This is a genomic window from Antarctobacter sediminis, from assembly GCF_019218285.1.
GTDB lineage: Bacteria > Pseudomonadota > Alphaproteobacteria > Rhodobacterales > Rhodobacteraceae > Antarctobacter > Antarctobacter sediminis.
Genome location: NZ_JAHUZG010000001.1, coordinates 1,449,641 through 1,468,170, shown reverse-complemented (window position 1 = coordinate 1,468,170; position 18,530 = coordinate 1,449,641). Strand labels below are relative to the sequence as shown.

The window sequence follows — 18,530 nt, the reverse complement described above, 5'->3', positions numbered from 1 at the left end:
TGATGATCCGGTTTTCAGTGCTAGCGCGGGGAAAGATGCCGCCCGTGGGTTGACGAAAGATAAGCGCAGCGTGCGGTGGGGGAGAATAAGGCGGGGCCGGGATCAACGCGCCCAATAAAAGGCCTGTGTCAGCACCCGGTCCGCGTTTTCGCGGATCACGGGACCATGGGCCATGACAAGTTGCCGAACCGGCCAGCCGCGCACCCGAGCGATGGCGGCGCGCAGGGCGCGACGGTCCCGAAAGGCGATGCGGAACTTGCGCGGCACGGATGGGGTGGCCCCTGTCATCCGGTCGGCCCGGGCCACCGCCGCGCGCCAGCCGCGATTCATCGTGCTGGGCAGTTGCTGCACGATGTCGGTGAAGATCACCGTGCCGCTGGGGCGGTGAAAGAACACGGTTTCCGTCGTGAGGCGGTTGCCGGAAAAGACCTGTTGTTCGATGCAGTCCTGCCAATCGGGGGCGGGGGCCGGCTCCAGCTCGAAATCCACCACGACGCCGGGGCATTTCATCGCCACGCCGGGCGCGGCATGGACCTGTGCGGTCGGATGGGCAGAGGACCAGTCAGAGAGATAAAGATGATGCAGGTCGTTGGGCGCGACGATGTGCCGGACGGGACCAAGCGCGTCCAGTTCGCGGGCCAGCTCGGCCTCTCGTTCGATCGGGGAATGCAGCCACAGCCCGCCGTCCGACAACCGCGCGACGCACATGCGTGTGGGAAAGGCAAAACCGGCAGCACCCTGCACCGGGGGGCCTTCGACGGTCCAGAGATCCTGTCCAAGCGGAATGAGGCGGGGCATGGCAACCTGTGCAGACCGGGGCTGTGCCAAGCCTAGGCCGCCGGTGCCGGCAGTTCAACGGGGCATTCCAACGGCTTGTCCGCAAATGCAAAGGGCCGCCATTGTCGGCGGCCCCTGTTCCGTGGTGCGGAGCGGATCAGATGGCGGCCAGTTCGCCTTCGAGGTCGCCCATTTCGGTGCCGCCCGACATCAGGCGGCGCATTTCCGAGTCGCTGATCTCTTCGGACCGGCCCGCGCCGATGACCTGCCCAAGCGCGAGGAAGGTAAAGCGATCGCCCACGAGGCGCGAGTGGATCTCGTTATGGGTGATAAAGATGATCGCGATGTCGCCGCGTTTCTTGACCCGCTTGATGGTCTTGAGCACTTCCATCTGCTGTTTCTGACCCAGAGCCGAGGTTGGTTCGTCAAGGATCAGCACCTTGGCACCGAAATAGATGGCGCGGGCGATGGCAAGGGTCTGGCGCTGGCCGCCGGACATGGTGCCCACCGCCTGCGTCGGATCGCGGAAGTCGATGCCGATCTTGAGCATCTCGTCATGGGCGATCTGGTCCATTTCCTTCATGCGGAGCGTGCCAAGGGGGCCTTTCAGTTCGCGCCCCATGAAGAAATTGCGCGTGACGCTCATCAGCTGGTTCACGGCAAGGTCCTGATAGACCGTGCCGATCCCGGCGTCCGAAGCATCGCGGGGCGAGCGGAAATTGACCGGTTTGCCTTCGATGTAGAGTTGGCCGGAGGTGGGTTGATGCACCCCTGCCAGCGTTTTGATCAGGGTCGATTTCCCGGCACCGTTGTCGCCCAGCAGGGCATGCACTTCGCCCGGGTGGACCTCCAGGTTGACGCCGTTCAGCGCCGTGAAGGGGCCGAATTTCTTGACCACGTTTTCAACGCGAAGATACGGTTCAGCCATCATGCCCTCCCATAAATTCCGGATCGGTTTTCGCTGCCTCCGGGCTTCGCCTCGAACGCGAAACCCGATGCATTCTTTCGACTGACATGGGAGGTCATTAGATCCCCCCCGTGATGCGCTTGCGAATGCGTTCGTTGGCAAAGACCGCGGCCAGCAGGACGACCCCGACGAAGACCCGGTAGAACGACCCGTCAAGCCATGGGATGTAAAAGACCGCGTTGGCCACAAGGCCAAAGGTCACGGCGCCAAAGGCCACCCCGATCACCGAGCCGAAGCCGCCGGTCATCAGCGTGCCGCCCACGACGGCGATGGCGATGGCGTTCAGTTCCATCAGGTTGCCCTTGGCCGCGTCGGCGGTGTTGGTGTCAAAGACCTGACAGGCGGCGAACATGGTGGCGCAAAAGGCGGTGAACATGAACAGGCCGATCTTGACCCGGTTGACCGGAACGCCGTTGGCGCGGGCGCTGTCCTTGTTGTCGCCGGTGGCGTAGATCCAGTTGCCAAGCTGGGTGCGCGACAACACGAAATAGGCAAACCCGGCAATCAGCAGCCACCACAGGAAACGGGCGTCGAAACCGTCGACCCATTGTTCGCCGCGGCGGTTGATATTGCCGCCCAGCTGAAACCACAGATCATAGAACCAGCCAAAGACCTCGCCGCCGAGGATATTGGCGAACCAGCTTTCTTCCTTGAAATCCGGCAAACCCGAGATCTGCGTCGACTGGTTGATGAGGCGGAAACAGACCTCTGTCATGCCACGCAGGAAAAACAGGAAGGCCAGTGTCACGATAAAGCTGGACAGGCCCGAGCGCACCACGATAGTGCCGATCAGCCAGCCCAGCCCAAGGGTCATGACCATGGTCAGGGCAAAGGCGGTGAAAGGTGTTGCCTCGCCCATCCCGAAGGGCAGGCCCCATTTCAGCATCATGGCCATGGACATGCCGGCAAAACCGATCATCGACCCGATGGACAGGTCGAATTCTCCCGCGATCATCAGCACGGCGGCGCCGGTGGCGATGATGCCGAACTGGGCGATGATGGCGATGTTGTTCTTGAGACCAAGCGCGTTGAACGCCTTGAAATCCGAAGCAAAGGTGATCAGCGTCACGACAACGATCATGACGATGAAGGCCCCGGCCTCGGGGCGGCGCACAAGGCGCATGAAGGCGGATTCCTTTACCAGTCGGTCCGCTTCGCTGCGGTCAGACATGAGACCCCCCAATATGTGTGGATGTATCAAAAAAGGGGACAGGTGTTTCCGCCTGTCCCCGATGTGGTCCGGTGAGATCCGCGATCAGCGGTTCACGCCAGCCTGAGATTTGACGGCGCCCGCGTTCGAAGCATCGACAAAACCGGGGCCCGAGGTCACGTTTGCGCCCGGCAACATGCCTGCGTTGGTGTTGTACAGGTGCAGGACGATGACCGGCATATAGCCTTGCAGACGCTGCTGCTGGTCGATGGTGAAGGCGACATTGCCCGCTTCGATCAGGTCCATCACGCCGGGCGAAAGGTCAAAGCAGGACAGGTGCACGTCGGCGCCCACTTCTTCGACGGCTTCCCATGCGGCTTCGCAGACATGCGGGCCAACGGCCAGTAGACCGTCGATGGTTTCATCCGCTTGCAGCGCGGCGGCGGTGCGGGTCTTGATCTGGGTGACGTCGTTCGACACGTCGATCTGGTTCAGTTCGGCGCCGAAGGCATCGAAATAACCGGTGCAGCGGTCGACCAGCGCGGTGTTGTAGGCTTCTTGGTTGAGGCAGAGCCCGTTGGTCACGCCTTCGGCCTTGGCGCGTTCGCCAGCGGCCTTGCCCGCGTCATATTCGGGCTGACCCACGTGCATCAGCGCGCCCACGTCCTTGGAGGATTCGAGGCCCGAGTTGATGGTGATGACGGGGATGCCCGCATCCACCGCGTCACGGATGGCCCCACCCAGAGCATCGGCATCCGGCAGCGACACGATGATGCCATCGGGATCGGTGGCGGCGGCGGCTTCGATCAGCTTGGCCATGGCGGACATGTCGCCCGAGGGGTCGAAGTTGTATTCCAGCGTCGCGCCCACGGCGGTGGCGGCGTCTTTGGCGCCTTTTTCCACGACCGGCCAGAACGGGTCAGTGCCCTGAGTGTGGGTGATCATGACGTAACGCTCTGCCGAAGCGGCGGATGCCATGGCAGCAAAGGCCGCTGTGGCCAGCAAAATCTTTTTCATTCTTTTCTCCTCCATTGGACGAAATGCCCGACAGGCGGGCATCTTGTACGGGTGGGCCCTTGTCCCGGACCTCACCCAGAACAGAACCCTAGCAATGCCTCGGGGCCTTGTCAGCAGAAAGCTATCTGCGTCCTCCCCACCCCTTCGGCGCGCCCGTTACCGCTAACCGACCGAAGGCTTCCAGTCGAGCTTTCCGGCCCGGGAAGCCAAGAGTTCATCGCATCCGTGAGGGGCTTGGCATGAAAAAATGAGAGGATTTCGTCATTCTCGCGTCAAATGCGATGAAAGTCTTGCGTTCTTGGGAATGATCGGTGGCGCGGCGTTCAGGGTCTCGATGGCAAAGCCGGCGGCGGCCTTGTAATCGGCAAGGAAAGCCTCGCGCTCGGCGGCTGGGATCACGTCGTCGATATTGTCAAAGACGCCGCCACAGCGGTCGTCGACGATATTGAGCAGGCCAAACGGGCCAGCGCCGCGATTGCGCAGCACAAGCTTTGATACCGGGCCGCACAACAGGTCATCATAAGCGGTCAGAGCGGCCGGGGTCGCGCCGTGATCCAGCAGGCAGGCGCCCAGCGTTCGGGCGTCGATCACCGCCTGGCTCGCGCCGTTCGAACCGGTCGGATACATGGCGTGGGCCGCATCCCCCAGCAGCGCGACGCGCCCGTCTACCCATGTGGACACGGGGTCACGGTCGATCATCGGGTTCTCGAAGGCGCGGGTCGCGCCGCGGATCAGCGCAGGCACGTCCAGCCAGTCATAGCGGAACGGGTCGAAATGATGCACGAAACTGTCGATGGGCACTTCGCGGAACCAGCCGGTTTCGGTCCAGTCCTCGCCCTCGTCCAGCGTGCGTTCGGCAATCCAGTTGATTTCGGCCAGACCGTCGGCATCGGGGGCGGAGATCGGGTAGATCACCATGCGGTGCCGGTGGGTGCCAAGGCCGACAAAGCTGGATCCGGTGCGGATCGGCTTTGCCCGGGTGGTGCCGCGCCACATCAGTGCGCCCCCCCAGTGAATCGGCGGCTGGTCCGGGTGCATCTGGGCGCGGATCGGCGAATGGATGCCCTCGGCCCCGATCAGCAGGTCGGCGGTGTCGCTTTGCGGCCCGTCAGGGCTTTCGAGGTGGACGGTCACGCCCTGGGCTGTCTGCGAATAGGCGGTGACGCGCCGCCCGCATTGCACGGCCCCGGGGCCAAGCCGGTCAATCACCGCCTGGTAAAGTGCCATGTGAAAGCGGCCCCGGTGAACGGCATATTGCGGCCAGTGGTATCCGGCGGTCAGGCCGCGGGGTTCGGCATGGATGTCGGCGCCGCTGAGCCCGACCAGTGCCCATTCCCGCACCGGCAGGCCGCACTGGTCCAGAACCTCGGGACCGATGCCAAGATCCATCAGTTCGCGCACCGCGTTGGGTTGCAGGTTGATGCCCACCCCCAGCGGTTTCAGCGCGCGCACGGATTCATAGACGGTACAGGGCAGGCCGATCTGGTGCAGCGTCAGCGCGGTGGCGAGGCCGCCGATGCCGGCACCGGCGATGATGACGCGGGGGTGGGTCATGGGAAGCTCCGTCTTTGGGGGTCGCCGGGCGGCGCGCCCGGTGGCCGGTCTGAGGGGGGGGGGCGCTGCCCCCTCTTGGCCTGACGGCCAATTCACCCCCGGGATATTTTCGGGACAGAAGAAGGGGCGGCCTTGGGAGGGGCGCTCAGATCTTGAGTAGGCGGCGGGCGTTTTCCTTTAGGATCAGCGGTCTGACCTCTTCCCGGATGTCCAGTTCATCGAAGTCGGCCAGCCATCGGTCGGGGGTGATGGCGGGCCAGTCGGAACCGAAGAGCATCTTTTTCTTCAGGATCGTGTTGGCGTATTGCACGAAAATCCTGGGGAAGTATTTCGGCGACCAGCCGGACATGTCGATATAGACGTTGGGTTTGTGCTGGGCGACCATCAGGCCCTCTTCGGTCCAGGGGAAAGACGGATGAGCCAGCACGATGGGCGTGTCGGGGAAATCCACCGCCACGTCATCCACGTGGACGGGGTTGGAATATTTCAACCGCATCCCCATGCCGCCGCGCATCCCCGAGCCGACGCCGGTCTGGCCGGTGTGGAAGAGCATGATCGCGCCTTCCTCGGCGATGGCCTCGTAAAGCGGATAGGCCCAGCGTTCGTTGGGATAGAAGCCTTGCATGGTGGGGTGGAACTTGAAGCCCCTGACGCCGAAGTCCCTGACGAGGCGGCGTGCCTCGCGGGCGCCGGCCTTGCCCTTGGCGGGATCGATGGATGCGAAGGGGATGAGGATGTCGTCGTTCTCGGCGGCGATGCCGGCCACTTCTTCGTTGGAGTAGCGGCGGAAGCCGGTTTCGCGTTCGGCATCGACCGGGAAGATGACCGCGCCGATCCTGCGTTCGCGGAAATAGGCGGCGGTTTGCTGGACCGACGGCAACATGCCGGAGGCCCCGGCGGGGTTCTTGAAGTACTTTGCCATGCCGGCTTGAAAATCGTCGTAGCCGTCGTCGCGCGGGCCGCAGCAGGGTTCTTCGGCGTGGGTGTGGAAGTCGATGGCGATCAGGTCGTCTGCGTTCATCATCTGTCTGTCTCCTCCTTGTCCCGGGGTCAGCTGGTGGGGGCCTGCACCTTGGCGGCGCGCTTTTCGAGGAAGTCGCGCAGGCGCTGCTTGGCCTCGGGGGTCATGGTGGCCAGCGAGGCGACCATGGCCTCGGTGAACAGCCCGTTGTCGGAGGACATGTCGGCGATCCGGGGCAGGGCATTCAGGATGGCGTAATTGGTGAATTCGGCGTTCTGGGCCATGCGGTGCGCGATCTCGCGGGCGCGGGTCAGCGCCGTGCCGTCGGGCACGACGTAGGACACACCGCCCCAGCGTTCCATGTCGGTGGCCGTGACGGAACGCCCGGTCAGCATCATGTCCCCCATGCGGGCCGAGCCGATCATGCGGGCGATGCGGACCGATCCGCCGCCGCCAACGAAAATGCCGCGTGTGCCTTCGGGCAGGGCGAAAAAGGCGCTGTCCTCGGCCACGCGGATATGGGTCGAGGCCGCGAGTTCAAAGCCGCCGCCCACCGCCGCGCCGGTGATGGCCGAAACAAAGGGGATCTCGCCCAGTTCGATGGTTTCGAAGGTGCGGTGCCAGAGGCGCGAGCCCTTGACCGCCTCGAACAGCGGTTTTTCCGAATGTTCGGCAAGGTCCAGACCGGCGCAGAAGTTCTTGCCATGGCCGTGGATCACGGCGGCGCGGGCCTCGCCCGTGGCGCGGGCGGCGGCTTCGCCGAGGGCGATGACGAAACGGTCCGACAGGGCGTTGCGCTTTTCCGGGCGGTTCAGGCCGATTACGGCCACGTCGCCGTCCAGTTCGTAGGTGATCAGGCCATCGCCCATGATGTCCGGTTGCGCCGTCATGGCGGTTACTCCTCCCCAGGTCGCCGCTGGCGCGGCAAATTGGTTTCCTTGTAAACAATCTGGGGGCGGCGAGTCAATCGCGTGAGCGGCGGACCGTGGCCGGGTTATCGGCTTTTCCTTGCCCCCGGTTTGGTATACCAAAACGCCAATGCAGGGCGCCCGCGGCGCCGGGGGAGGGACCAATGAGCGAGTTGAAACTGGCGGCGGGCATGTCGCGGCTTGGCACGGAATCGGCCTTTGTGGTGCTGGCGCGGGCGGGCAAGCTGGCCGCCGAGGGGCGGGACATCATCAACCTTGGCATCGGCCAGCCGGATTTCGCCACGCCGGATCATATCGTCGAGGCCGGGATCAAGGCGCTGCGCGATGGGCACCACGGCTATACCCCTGCCAATGGCATTCCGGCGCTGCGGCAGGCGGTGGCGGCCGATCTGCACCGCCGCCACGGGGCAGAGGTGAACCCCGACAACGTGGTGGTCGTGCCCGGCGGCAAGCCCACCATGTTCTTTGCCGTGCTGATGTTCGGCGAACCGGGGGCAGAGATCATGTATCCCAACCCCGGTTTCCCGATCTACGAGTCGGTCATCAAGTATTCCGGTGCCACCCCTGTGCCGATCGCGCTGAAAGAGGAAAACGATTTCGCCTTTTCCGCCGACGAGGTGCTGGGCCAGATCACTGACAAGACGCGGCTGATCATCATCAACTCTCCCGCCAACCCCACCGGCGGCGTGACCCCCAAGGAAGAGATCGACAAGCTGGTGGCCGGTCTTCAGGACCACCCGCAGGTGGCGCTGATGTCGGACGAGATCTATTCCAACATGCTTTATGGCGGGCGCGAGCATGTCTCGTTGCTGAACTACCCGGAAATCCGCGACCGGCTGATCCTGTTGGACGGCTGGTCCAAGACCTACGCCATGACCGGCTGGCGGATCGGCTACGCGGTCTGGCCCGACGCGCTGGTCGATCATGCCACGCGGCTTTGCATCAATGACCATTCCTGCGTGAACGCGGCGACGCAATATGCCGCCATTGCCGCGCTGGAAGGGCCGCAGGACGCGGTGCGCGACATGGTCGCCGCCTTTGACGCGCGCCGCGAGGTCATCGTGCGCGAACTGAACGCGCTGCCCGGTGTCCGCTGCGCCGATGCGGCGGGCGCCTTTTATGCCTTCCCGAATGTCGAGGGCACGGGGATGACCTCGAAACAGGCGGAAACCCGGTTCCTCGAAGAGGCCGGCGTGGCCACGGTGGCGGGGACGTCGTTCGGGGCATGGGGCGAAGGATACCTGCGGTTTTCCTACGCCAACTCAACCGAGAACATCCTGGAGGCGCTGTCGCGCATCCGCAAACTTCTGTGACGAAAGGGCAGGGACATGAGCGATACGCAACTGCTGATCTGTGGCAAGAGCTTCAAGCCCGATGAACGGGACCGGCTGAGCGGGGCCTATCCGGCGGCCTTTGTCGAAGGGCCGGACGAAATGGCCGGGCTGGACGAAAGCCTGCGTGCCAGCATCCGCGCGGTGGCCTACAAGGGCCACGCGCCCTTTGGCCCCGATCAGATGGACCTGTTCCCGCAGCTTGGCGTGATCGCCAACTACGGCGTGGGCTATGATGCCATCGACGTGGGCGCGGCCAGCGCGCGCAACATTGCCGTGACCAACACGCCTGACGTCCTGTCGGACGACGTGGCCGATCTTGCCGTGGCGATGCTTTTGGCACAGGCGCGCACCATGATCCGCGGCCACGCGCATGTGGCCTCGGGCCGCTGGGCCGCCGAAGGAGAGATCCCGCTGAACCGAAAGGTGTCCGGGTCGACCGTGGGCATCGTCGGGCTGGGCCGCATCGGGCGCGAGATCGCCGACCGTCTGGCCGCCTTCAAATGCGAGATCCACTATACTTCGCGCTCTGAAAAAGAGACGCCGGGCTGGACTTGGCATCAGGACGTGGTTTCGCTCGCCAAGGCGGTGGATTTCCTGGTGATCGCGCTGGTCGGCGGACCGGACACCAAGGGCCATGTGACACGCGAGGCGATCGAGGCGCTGGGGCCGCGTGGCGTCGTCGTCAATATCTCGCGCGGGACCACCATCGACGAAGGCGCATTGCTGGATGCGCTGGAATCCGGTGCCATTGCGGGTGCGGGGCTGGATGTGTTCGAAAACGAACCCAATATCGACCCGCGTTTCCTGAAACTGGACAACGTTGTTCTGCAACCGCATCAAGGTTCTGGCAGCGTGGAGACACGCACCGCCATGGCAGAACTGCAACTGGCCAATGTCGCGGCCTTTCTCGAAGGCAAACCGCTGGTGACGCCGGTCAACTAAGGCCCTGCGCGCCCGGCGGGCGGTGAAACATGACCTCGGTCAAGGCGCGGCGGGCGACGCCGCGTCATCCTCCGGACATTGTTCGGAGGAATATCTATGAAAATTCTGATTGCCTACGCCACGGGTGAGGGACAGACCCGCAAGATCGCCCGTTTCGTGATGGATCGCCTTGCCGATCAGGGGCACGCGGTTGAATTGCTGCCGGTGGCCGAGGCCGATGGCCTCGACCTGTCGAGGTACGACCGGATCATCCTCGCAGCCTCGGTCCATGTGGGCCACTACCAGCACGACATGGGGGACTTCGTGGCGGAACAGGCCGGTTTCCTGTCGCGGCCGCAGACCCTGTTCCTGTCGGTCTCGCTGGCGGCGGCCGGTCACGATGCCGAGGATTGGGCAGATCTGGATCGGATCATGCAGGATTTCGCGCTGGTGACCAGTTGGACCCCCGGCAAGGTTCTGCAAGTGGCCGGTGCTTATAAGCCGTCGCAATATGACATCTTTCGCCGGTTCGTCATGCGCCGGATCGTGGCCGCCAAGGACCCGCAGGCGGATCTGGACGCCGATCACGAATACACCGATTGGACCGCTCTGGGGCAGGCGCTGGACAACTGGATGACCCCGGCGGCCTAAGCTCTGCCTGTTGCGGCGAATCTGATAGTCTGGCTACGGACAGGGGCCAGACAGGGCCGAACCCAGGGAGACCGCCATGACACAACGCAGCACCGAAGGCCGGGGACGCCGCTATGACAGCGTGCTGGACACGATCGGCAACACGCCGGCGATCCGCATCAACCGTATCGCGCCCGAGGGCGTGAACGTCTACGTCAAGTTCGAAGCCTTCAACCCCGCCGGTTCGGTCAAGGACCGGCTGGCCGTCAATATCATCGAGGCGGCGGAACGATCCGGCGCGCTGAAACCGGGCCAGACCGTGGTCGAGGCCACAAGCGGCAACACCGGCATCGGGCTGGCCATGGTCTGCGCGGCCAAGGGCTATCCGCTGGTGGTGACCATGGCCGAAAGCTTTTCCGTGGAACGGCGGCGGCTGATGCGCTTTCTCGGCGCCAAGGTGGTGCTGACACCCAAGGGGCTGAAGGGCTTCGGCATGTATTCCAAGGCCAAGGAACTGGCGGAAACCAATGGCTGGTTCCTTGCCAGCCAGTTCGAAACAGAGGCCAATGCCGACATCCACGAAAGCACCACGGCGCGCGAAATCCTTGCCGATTTCGCGGATGACAAGCTCGATTACTTCGTGACCGGCTATGGCACCGGCGGCACCGTCACCGGTGTGGCCCGCGTGCTGCGCAAGGAAAGCCCCGGGACAAGGATCATCCTCAGCGAACCCGCCAATGCCGCCATTGTCGGGTCGGGCTATGTGAACACCCGCAACGCGGCCCATCAGCCAACCGAAGGCCACCCGAATTTCGAACCGCACCCGATCCAGGGCTGGACCCCGGATTTCATCCCGTGGGTGCTGCAGGAAAGCATCGACAAAGGATATTTCGACGAACTTCTGCCGGTGGCGGGTCCGGACGGAATCGCATGGTCGCGCCGCCTTGCCGCCGAAGAAGGAATCTTCACCGGCATCTCGGGCGGGGCCAGCTTTGCGGTCGGCATGCAGGTGGCGGAACAGGCACCCGCCGGGTCGACCATCCTGATCATGCTGCCCGATACCGGCGAACGCTACCTGTCGACCCCGCTCTTCGAAGGGGTCGAGGAAGGCATGACCGAAGAGGAAATGGCAATCTCGCTCTCGACCCCCACGGCGCAGATGGCAGCAGAATAACGCCACCGGGCGCGGAGCCTTCCACGGTGTCCGCCCCCACGCAGGGACGACAGGACAAAACCCCGTCGCCCGTTCGTCCCTGTGCTTCTTCTTGGGAGAAATACTCTGGGGGTGAATGCGCGGAACGCGCAGAGGGGGCAAAGCTCCCTCGCTTCGCCTGCGGCAAAGCGGTGGCGCCGCCTCAGATAGAGCCTGCCTCGACCATGTAGTTATTGGCGGTGCACATGGCGCTGTCGTCCGAGGCAAGGAACAGCGCCATCCGCGCCAGATAGACCGGTTCGATCAGGTCGGGCAGGCACTGACGCTGGCGGTGTTTCTCGATCGCGTCGGGCGTCACCCAAAGCTCCTTTTGCCGTTCGGTCATGATCCAGCCGGGTACGATGGCATTGACGCGGATGCGGTGGTCGCCCAGATCGCGGGCCATGGTCCGGGTCAGGCCATGTACGGCGGATTTGCCGGTTGTATAGGCAGGCATGCCGCCGCCAGCTTCCCACCAGCTGTTCGATCCCATGTTGATGATCGACCCGCCACCGGCGGCGATCATGCCCGGCGCCACAGCCTGAATGGCAAAGAACATGTGGCGCAGGTTGGTCTGCATCCTCTCGTCCCAATACTCGGGCGTGACCTCTTCCCAGCTGTGGCGGTCGTCGCGGGCGGCATTGTTGACCAGCACCGTGGCCGGACCGAGCTTGGCGGCCAGCGCGGCAAAGGCGGTTTTCAACTGGTCGATGTCGCGCAGGTCGCAGTATTCAAAGGCAATCTCGCCCAGGGTTTCCGCGGCCAGCGCTTCGCCCGCCTCTCGGTTGAAATCGACGAACCCGGTGCGCGCGCCCTGTGCGGCAAAGGCCTTGACCATTTCAAGGCCGATGCCCGAGGCGCCGCCGGTGATGAAGACGGTCTTGCCCTTGAGGCTGGGATAGATGGCGAATTCTGGCATTGTGGCGCTCCGTGGTTGATGGGGAGGGGGCGCTGCCCCCCGGCTCTGCGAGCCTCCCCCCGGGATATTTGAAGACAGAAGAAGGGCGGGGATCAGGCGGGCAGGTCGTCCTGAAGGAAATGGCGGATATTGTCCTCGAAGCTGTCGTCGGGTTCTAGGCCGAGGTGCAGCGCCTTTTCGGGGCGGATGTCATTGCGCCAGCCTTTCAGGATCCCGGCGATTTCCGGTTGCGGGTTCCAGGTGATGAGTTTGGCGGGTTCGGGGCCTGCCACCGCGGTCATGGCGTCGATCATCTGGGCGATGGTCCACATGCGGCCGGGCATGGTCATGCAGTGGTTCAGGCCAAGGTCTTCGCGCGGGATCTCGGCCCCTTTGACGAGGTTTTCCACGCATTTTCGCGGGCTGAGGTAGAAGTGGTGGAAATCCGGGTCGACCGGGCAGTTGGCGGTCTGGCCCTGAAGCGGTTCGCGGAAGATCGAGGACATGAAGCCCGACGCTGCGCGGTTCGGCTTGCCGGGTCTGACCGAGATGGTCGGCAGGCGGAAGCCGCGTCCGTCGATGAAGCCCCGGCGTGAGTAGTCATTTACCAACAGTTCGCCGATGGCTTTTTGCGTGCCGTAGCTGATCTGCGGATTGAGAAGGCTGTCATCGGTGAAGGGTTGGGGAACCTCGCCTCCGTAGACGGCGATAGAGGAGGTGAAGACCAGCACCGGTTGCGTGCCAAGGGCGCGGGCGCGTTCCAGCACGTTCAGCGTGCCTTGCATATTGACCTTGTAGCCAAAGTCGAAATCCTGTTCCGCATGGGCGGAGACCACGGCGGCCAGCAGGTAGATCACATCGGTGTCCTGCGGGATCATTTGCTGTACCGAGGCGGCATCGGTGATGTCGCAGGATTGGTATCGGACCTCGAAGGGGGCGACGATCTCGGCGGGGTTGATCACGTCGGCCAGCACCATGCGTGAGATCGTCTTGCCGCGCAGGGTGCCGCGTTCGGCGAGGGCGCGGGCGAGTTTCTGGCCGATCAGCCCTGCGCCGCCGATGATGAGGATATTCATGCGGGTTCTCCTGTTTCGAAGATCTGCGGCGCCAGCGCGCCGGGGTGCTGGATGACCTGTGCTGCCAGGGCCGCGGCGCGGGTCATGGCGGTGGCCAGCGAAGCGCCCGTGGCGCGCGCAGCGAGGAAGCCCGCGCCAAAGCTGTCGCCGGCGGCGGTGCTGTCGACGATACGGGCGACGGTTGGCGGTGTGGTGGTGACGGTGCCGTCGGTTTCGGACCAGCCGTGACAGGGCGCGCCGCCGTTCTTGATTACCACGCAGGTGGCACCGGAGGCGCGGTAGCGCTGGACCGTGTCTTCGGGGCTGGCGTCGCCGAAGGCCAGTTGTTCCTCGTCGAAGCTGGGCAGGACCGTGTCCGAGACACTGGCCCCCATCAACAGGCCCGAGCGCATGGCTTCGGCGCTTTCCCACAGGCGGGGACGCAGGTTGGTGTCAAAGGCCACATGGGCTCCGGCGGCCCGGGCCCGACCCAGCGCGGCGCAGAGCGTCTTGCGCGCCTCGGGTGCGAGGATGGCCAGCGAGATGCCCGAGAACTGGATCATCGCACGATCCGCAAGGATCTGGTCCAGCCAGTCGGGATCGTCGGCCAGCAGCTTGGCGGCGGATTGGCCGCGCCAGTAGGAAAAGCTGCGTTCGCCGTCCCGTGTCTGGATCATGTAAAGGCCGGCGGTGCGGTCCGGGGTGCGGCGCAGGGCGTCGTTTGACAGGCCCTGTGCGCCGATGAACCGGGCCAGATCGTCGGACATGGCGTCTTCGCCGAGGACGGTGCCATAGCTGACCGTCCAGGTCGCGGGCAGCAGGCGGCGCGCATACCACGCGGTGTTGAAGGTATCGCCCGCGTAGCCCAGCCGATAGAGGCCGGGGTTTTCGGGGGCGGGGGCCATTTCCACCATGATTTCGCCGAGGGACAGAAAGCGGGTCATTCAGCTGCCTTTGCTTGGAGGTCTGCGGGCAAAAGCTTGCCCGGGTTGAGAATGCCTTTGGGATCGAAGGCCTGTTTGATGGCGGACATGTAGGACAATGCCGCGCCGTGCTCGGCTTTCATAAAGCTTTGTTTGCCTATGCCAATGCCATGTTCGCCCGAAACCGTTCCGCCAAGGCGCAGGGCGGTTTCACCCAGCGCGTGGGTGAATTCATGCGCGCGGGCCATTTCGTCGGGGTCTTGCGGATCGACCGACAGGCCCGCATGGAAATTGCCGTCGCCCACATGGCCGACGATGGTGGCGGTCAGGCCAAGGCGCTCTGCATCGGCCTGCGACTGCGCCACCGCCTCGGCCAGATGCGAGATCGGGACACAGACATCGGTGGGCCAGATATGTTTGCCTTTGCCCAGAGCGGCCGAGGCGTAATGCGCATTGTGGCGCATCGCCCAGAGCGCGGTGCGGTCCTCGGTCGTGGTGGCGGTCTGCCAGCCCTCGGCACCGAATTCACCGGCGATGTCTTCGAAGCTGGCCATCTGTTCCGCGACGGCGGCGGGAGCGCCGTGGAATTCGAGGAAGAGATGCGGCATTTCCGGCAAGCCGGCGTCGGCATAGGCGTTGAACCCCCGCACCATCATGTGGTCCAACAGTTCGATCCGGGCCATTGGAATGCCGCATTGGATGGTGGTGATGACGCAGGCCACCGCCTGTTGCACATCCGCAAAGCGGCAGGTGGCCGCGGTGATGCATTCCGGCGTGCCATGCAGTTTCAGCGTCAGTTCGGTCATGATGCCCAGCGTGCCTTCGGAGCCGATCAGCAGGTGGGTCAGGTCATAGCCGGTGGAGGATTTGCGCGCCCGGGTGCCCGAGCGGATTACCGTGCCGTCGGCCATGACGGCCTCCAGCCCAAGGACATTGTCGCGGATCGTTCCATAGCGCACGGCGGTGGTGCCCGAGGCGCGGGTGGCCGCCATGCCGCCGACCGAGGCATCGGCGCCGGGATCGACCGAGAAGAAAAGACCGGTGGCGCGCAGTTCCTCGTTCAGTTGCTTGCGGGTGATCCCTGGTTGCACGGTGCAGGTCAGATCTTCGGGCTGGACTGACAAGAGGCGGTTCATGCGCGCCATGTCGAGGCTGATCCCGCCGTGCAGGGCAAGGTGCTGCCCCTCCAGCGAACTGGCCGCGCCATAGGCGGTGACAGGGCAGGCGTGGCGGTTGCAGATGGCCAGGATCTGCGAAACCTCTTGCGTGGTTTCGGGATAGGCCACGGCATCGGGCGGCGTGTCGGGATAATAGGTTTCGTTCTGTCCGTGCAGATTGCGGTCTGCGGCGCTGGTGGTCAGGCGGTCGCCCAGCAGGGCGGCAAGCTCTGCGATGGCGGCGTCATTGGGCATGGGTGCCTCCGGCGGCAAAAATGGCAAGGGCCACGACCAGCAGCATCGAGGCGGCCATGGCGTAGTTGATCTTGCGATGGGCGGACTCAGGCAGGTTCAGCCGATGCAGCGTGGCCCCGGCATAGAGCCAGCCAAGGTGGATCGGGATCCAGATCGCGTTGACGATGACCAGTTTGGCGGCGGTTTCGAACAGCAGGTTTTCTGGCGCAAAGGGAAAGCCCGCAAACAGCGTGGTGTTGACCGCATAGGCCTTGGGATTGATCGCCTGCAACAGGATGCCCGACAGGACTGCGGGCGGGGCCTTGGCCTCGATAAAGGCGAGGCGGCTGCCGGCGAAGGCGATGCGCGCGGCGAGGTAGACGAGGTATCCGATCGAGGCCACCATCAGCACCGTGCGGATCACCGGCACCGACAGCACAACCGCCGCCAGACCCGAGATCACCGCCAGCGCCACGAGGTTGGTGCCGATGAACAGGCCCAGCACATAGGCCAGCCCGGGCCGGAACCCATAGGCCGCACCCAGCCCGGCGGTCGACAGGACGCCGGGGCCGGGGGTGATGATCAGGAAAAAGACCGCCAGCGCAAAACTCAGCATGGGGCGGGTGCCCGTGTCGCTGTCATGGTGATCCTCCCGGGTGGATTCGGGCCTGCTTGCATGGCGGCCCGTTTGGTATACCATTTGCAATGAAACCAGCCGGGGCGGGAATGTCAACGGCAGGCGGGGAGCGGCGCGACGCCGCTCGCGGTCCTTTGGCCCGCATCGCCCCGCCCGCCGTCCCACCCGGTCGCGCCACAGGGGAGGGAGCGCATGACGGCAAAGGCAAAGGTCGGGTTCATCGGGGTCGGCCTGATGGGACATGGCATGGCAAAGAACCTGCTGGAAAAGGGGCACCCACTGGTCATCAAAGGCAACCGCAACCGCGCACCGGTCGACGACCTTGTGGGGCGCGGCGCGGTCGAGGTCGCCACCCCGCGCGAGATGGCCGAGGCCTGCGAGGTGATACACATCTGCCTTGGCAACGCACCGCAGGTGGAAAGCGTCTTTCGCGGGCCGGACGGACTCCTTGCCGGGGCGAAAACGGGGCTGATCGTGGTGGATTGTTCGACCTCGGACCCAAACGTGACGCTGACCCTTGCGGGTGAGCTGGCGGAAAAGGGCGGGCATATGGTCGACGCCCCGCTGGGCCGCACCCCCAGGGAGGCCGAGGAGGGCACGCTGGACGCCATGGTGGGCGCCGATCCAGAGGTCTATGCGCGTATCTTGCCGGTGCTGGAATGTTGGGCGGGCAATATCAACCACGTGGGCCCCGTGGGCGCGGGCCACAAGATGAAGCTCATCATGAACTCCATCGCCATGAGCTATGCCGCGCTATATGCCGAGGTAACGGCGCTGGGCGCAAAGGTGGGAATTCCGCCCGCGACGGTGCAGCGGGTGATCGGATCGTCGCGGCTGGGCAACGGTTTCTTCGATACCTTCATGGATTACGCGGTAAACCGGAACCGCGATGCGCATAAGTTCTCGATCGCCAATGCCTCCAAAGACGTGCGCTATGCCAATGCCATGGCTGCCGAGGCCGGGGCGCTGACGCTGATGCTGTCGGCAACGCGGCAGTATTTCACCCAGGTCGAGGCTCAGGGGTTCGCCGAGGACTATGTGCCGTGGATCTCTGATCACATCGCGCGGATGAACGGGCTGGACCTGGAAGAGGAGACCGGCAAAGGGCGTTAACCCGTCGCGCGGCGCATCAGGGTATAGCCGATGTCGATGATCTTTTCCGGCAGCGGCTGATCGGCGGTGGCGGCAAGGGTCAGTCGTGCCGCCGCTTGTCCGATCGCGGCACCGTCGATGCGCACGGTTGTCAGGTCCAGCGCCGAAGCACCTGCCACGTCGGTGTCGCCAAAGCCGGTCACGGCCAGAGCCCCCGGCACGTCCAGACCGCGCCGCCGCGCTTCACAGATCGCGCCCACGGCCAAAGCATCGCTGACGCAGATCACCGCATCTGTATCGGGCCAGCGCTCCAGCACCTCGGTCAGCCCGCGCGCCCCGAAATCCGGCCCCGTGCGGTCGTCTTCGGGCGGGACGAAATGCACGCGCGGGGGCAGTTCGCCAAGGGCGGCGCGATAGCCTGCCTCGCGCTGATCTGCGCGGGGGTCGTTGGCGCGGTCCGTCCGCAGAAAGGCGGGGCGTCGGCGGCCGTGACGCAAAAGATGCCCGGTCAGGTCCGCCATGGCGGCCCGGTTGGAAAACCCGACCGCTGCAAAGATTGGCCTCTGCGGCAATTCCCATAGCTCGATCACCGGGATACCGGCATTTTCCAGCAGGCGGCGGGTGTCATTCCTGTGCTGCGTGCTGGTCAGGATCAGCGCATCGGGCCGCCGCCCCAAGAGCGTCGAGACCATCAGCGCCTCTTTCTCCGGCTCGTACCGGGTGCTGCCCAGCAGCAACTGCAACCCACCCGCGCTCAACCCTTCCTCAAGCCCGCGAATGGTCGAGGCAAAGACCGGCTGTTCCAGCGTCGAGACCAATGCGCCCACGATGCGCGAACGTTGTGAGGACAGCGCACCGGCGGTTTCATCCCGCACGTAGCCCAGGGCCATCACGGCTTGCTGAATCTTTTCAAGGGTCGCGGGGCTGACCTTGGAAGGGGTGCGCAGGGCGCGGCTGACCGTGATCTTGCCGACGCCGGCGTGACGGGCGACATCGCCCATGGTCACCCATTTTCTCTGATCGCTCATCATCGTCCCCTTTGACAGGGGCGATCATAGGATGGTATCGATACCACGCAAGCAATGGTATCGATACCATCAAT

General features: G+C 64.4%; 18 protein-coding genes. 5 read left to right on the top strand and 13 right to left on the bottom strand.

The window, feature by feature from the left end; translation table 11 throughout:
• Positions 1 to 102: 102 nt before the first annotated feature.
• From KJP30_RS07130 to KJP30_RS07100, 7 genes are all read right to left on the bottom strand, one after another.
• Positions 103 to 798, bottom strand: a complete 696-nt coding sequence (locus tag KJP30_RS07130; RefSeq protein ID WP_218448275.1) for a DUF4336 domain-containing protein — start codon at positions 796 to 798, stop codon at positions 103 to 105.
• A gap of 136 nt (positions 799 to 934) precedes the next feature.
• Positions 935 to 1,708: an ATP-binding cassette domain-containing protein gene (locus KJP30_RS07125; protein WP_218448274.1), complete on the bottom strand. Its 774-nt coding sequence runs from the start codon at positions 1,706 to 1,708 to the stop codon at positions 935 to 937.
• A gap of 94 nt (positions 1,709 to 1,802) precedes the next feature.
• Positions 1,803 to 2,915 (bottom strand): ABC transporter permease, encoded by a 1,113-nt coding sequence (locus tag KJP30_RS07120; protein ID WP_218448273.1) that lies wholly within the window; start codon positions 2,913 to 2,915, stop codon positions 1,803 to 1,805.
• Positions 2,916 to 2,999: 84 nt separating this feature from the next.
• Complete coding sequence (locus tag KJP30_RS07115; protein WP_218448272.1) at positions 3,000 to 3,911, bottom strand: sugar ABC transporter substrate-binding protein; 912 nt, start codon at positions 3,909 to 3,911, stop codon at positions 3,000 to 3,002.
• Between the two features lie 261 nt (positions 3,912 to 4,172).
• Positions 4,173 to 5,465 (bottom strand): flavin-dependent oxidoreductase, encoded by a 1,293-nt coding sequence (locus tag KJP30_RS07110; RefSeq protein WP_218448271.1) that lies wholly within the window; start codon positions 5,463 to 5,465, stop codon positions 4,173 to 4,175.
• Between the two features lie 145 nt (positions 5,466 to 5,610).
• Positions 5,611 to 6,486: an amidohydrolase family protein gene (locus KJP30_RS07105; RefSeq protein WP_218448460.1), complete on the bottom strand. Its 876-nt coding sequence runs from the start codon at positions 6,484 to 6,486 to the stop codon at positions 5,611 to 5,613.
• 29 nt (positions 6,487 to 6,515) lie between these two features.
• Positions 6,516 to 7,316: a crotonase/enoyl-CoA hydratase family protein gene (locus KJP30_RS07100; protein WP_246594371.1), complete on the bottom strand. Its 801-nt coding sequence runs from the start codon at positions 7,314 to 7,316 to the stop codon at positions 6,516 to 6,518.
• A 182-nt stretch (positions 7,317 to 7,498) separates the two neighbouring features.
• Here KJP30_RS07100 and KJP30_RS07095 point away from each other — a divergent pair, with 182 nt between their 5' ends.
• The 4 genes from KJP30_RS07095 to KJP30_RS07080 all read left to right on the top strand — a co-directional run bounded on the left by KJP30_RS07095 (position 7,499) and on the right by KJP30_RS07080 (position 11,414).
• Complete coding sequence (locus KJP30_RS07095) at positions 7,499 to 8,668, top strand: pyridoxal phosphate-dependent aminotransferase (protein ID WP_218448270.1); 1,170 nt, start codon at positions 7,499 to 7,501, stop codon at positions 8,666 to 8,668.
• Positions 8,669 to 8,683: 15 nt separating this feature from the next.
• A complete protein-coding gene (locus tag KJP30_RS07090; protein ID WP_218448269.1) occupies positions 8,684 to 9,631 on the top strand; it encodes a 2-hydroxyacid dehydrogenase in 948 nt (315 codons plus the stop codon).
• A 96-nt stretch (positions 9,632 to 9,727) separates the two neighbouring features.
• Positions 9,728 to 10,261, top strand: a complete 534-nt coding sequence (locus KJP30_RS07085) for a flavodoxin domain-containing protein (protein WP_218448268.1) — start codon at positions 9,728 to 9,730, stop codon at positions 10,259 to 10,261.
• Between the two features lie 76 nt (positions 10,262 to 10,337).
• Complete coding sequence (locus tag KJP30_RS07080) at positions 10,338 to 11,414, top strand: PLP-dependent cysteine synthase family protein (protein ID WP_218448267.1); 1,077 nt, start codon at positions 10,338 to 10,340, stop codon at positions 11,412 to 11,414.
• A 181-nt stretch (positions 11,415 to 11,595) separates the two neighbouring features.
• On the opposite strand, the gene KJP30_RS07075 is transcribed toward KJP30_RS07080, so the two are convergent.
• The 5 genes from KJP30_RS07075 to KJP30_RS07055 form a co-directional block, all read right to left on the bottom strand.
• Positions 11,596 to 12,351 (bottom strand): SDR family NAD(P)-dependent oxidoreductase, encoded by a 756-nt coding sequence (locus tag KJP30_RS07075; RefSeq protein WP_218448266.1) that lies wholly within the window; start codon positions 12,349 to 12,351, stop codon positions 11,596 to 11,598.
• 92 nt (positions 12,352 to 12,443) lie between these two features.
• Positions 12,444 to 13,406 carry a D-erythronate dehydrogenase gene (denD, locus tag KJP30_RS07070; protein ID WP_218448265.1) on the bottom strand — a complete coding sequence of 321 codons (963 nt, stop codon included), beginning with the start codon at positions 13,404 to 13,406 and terminating at the stop codon, positions 12,444 to 12,446.
• Entirely contained in the window at positions 13,403 to 14,329 is a 927-nt protein-coding gene (locus KJP30_RS07065; protein ID WP_218448264.1) for a sugar kinase, read from the bottom strand. Before KJP30_RS07065 ends, denD begins: the two co-directional genes overlap by 4 nt.
• Positions 14,326 to 15,720: an FAD-binding oxidoreductase gene (locus KJP30_RS07060; protein ID WP_218448263.1), complete on the bottom strand. Its 1,395-nt coding sequence runs from the start codon at positions 15,718 to 15,720 to the stop codon at positions 14,326 to 14,328. The genes KJP30_RS07065 and KJP30_RS07060 overlap by 4 nt, the downstream gene beginning before the upstream one ends.
• Positions 15,710 to 16,399 (bottom strand): LysE family translocator, encoded by a 690-nt coding sequence (locus KJP30_RS07055; protein WP_425515699.1) that lies wholly within the window; start codon positions 16,397 to 16,399, stop codon positions 15,710 to 15,712. Before KJP30_RS07055 ends, KJP30_RS07060 begins: the two co-directional genes overlap by 11 nt.
• Before the next feature lie 129 nt (positions 16,400 to 16,528).
• Between KJP30_RS07055 and KJP30_RS07050 the strand changes: the two genes are divergently transcribed.
• Positions 16,529 to 17,449 (top strand): NAD(P)-dependent oxidoreductase, encoded by a 921-nt coding sequence (locus KJP30_RS07050; RefSeq protein ID WP_218448262.1) that lies wholly within the window; start codon positions 16,529 to 16,531, stop codon positions 17,447 to 17,449.
• Here the strand turns inward: KJP30_RS07050 and KJP30_RS07045 are convergent.
• Complete coding sequence (locus KJP30_RS07045; protein ID WP_218448261.1) at positions 17,446 to 18,456, bottom strand: LacI family DNA-binding transcriptional regulator; 1,011 nt, start codon at positions 18,454 to 18,456, stop codon at positions 17,446 to 17,448. The two genes, KJP30_RS07050 and KJP30_RS07045, sit on opposite strands and share 4 nt — an antisense overlap.
• Between the last annotated feature and the right edge of the window lie 74 nt (positions 18,457 to 18,530).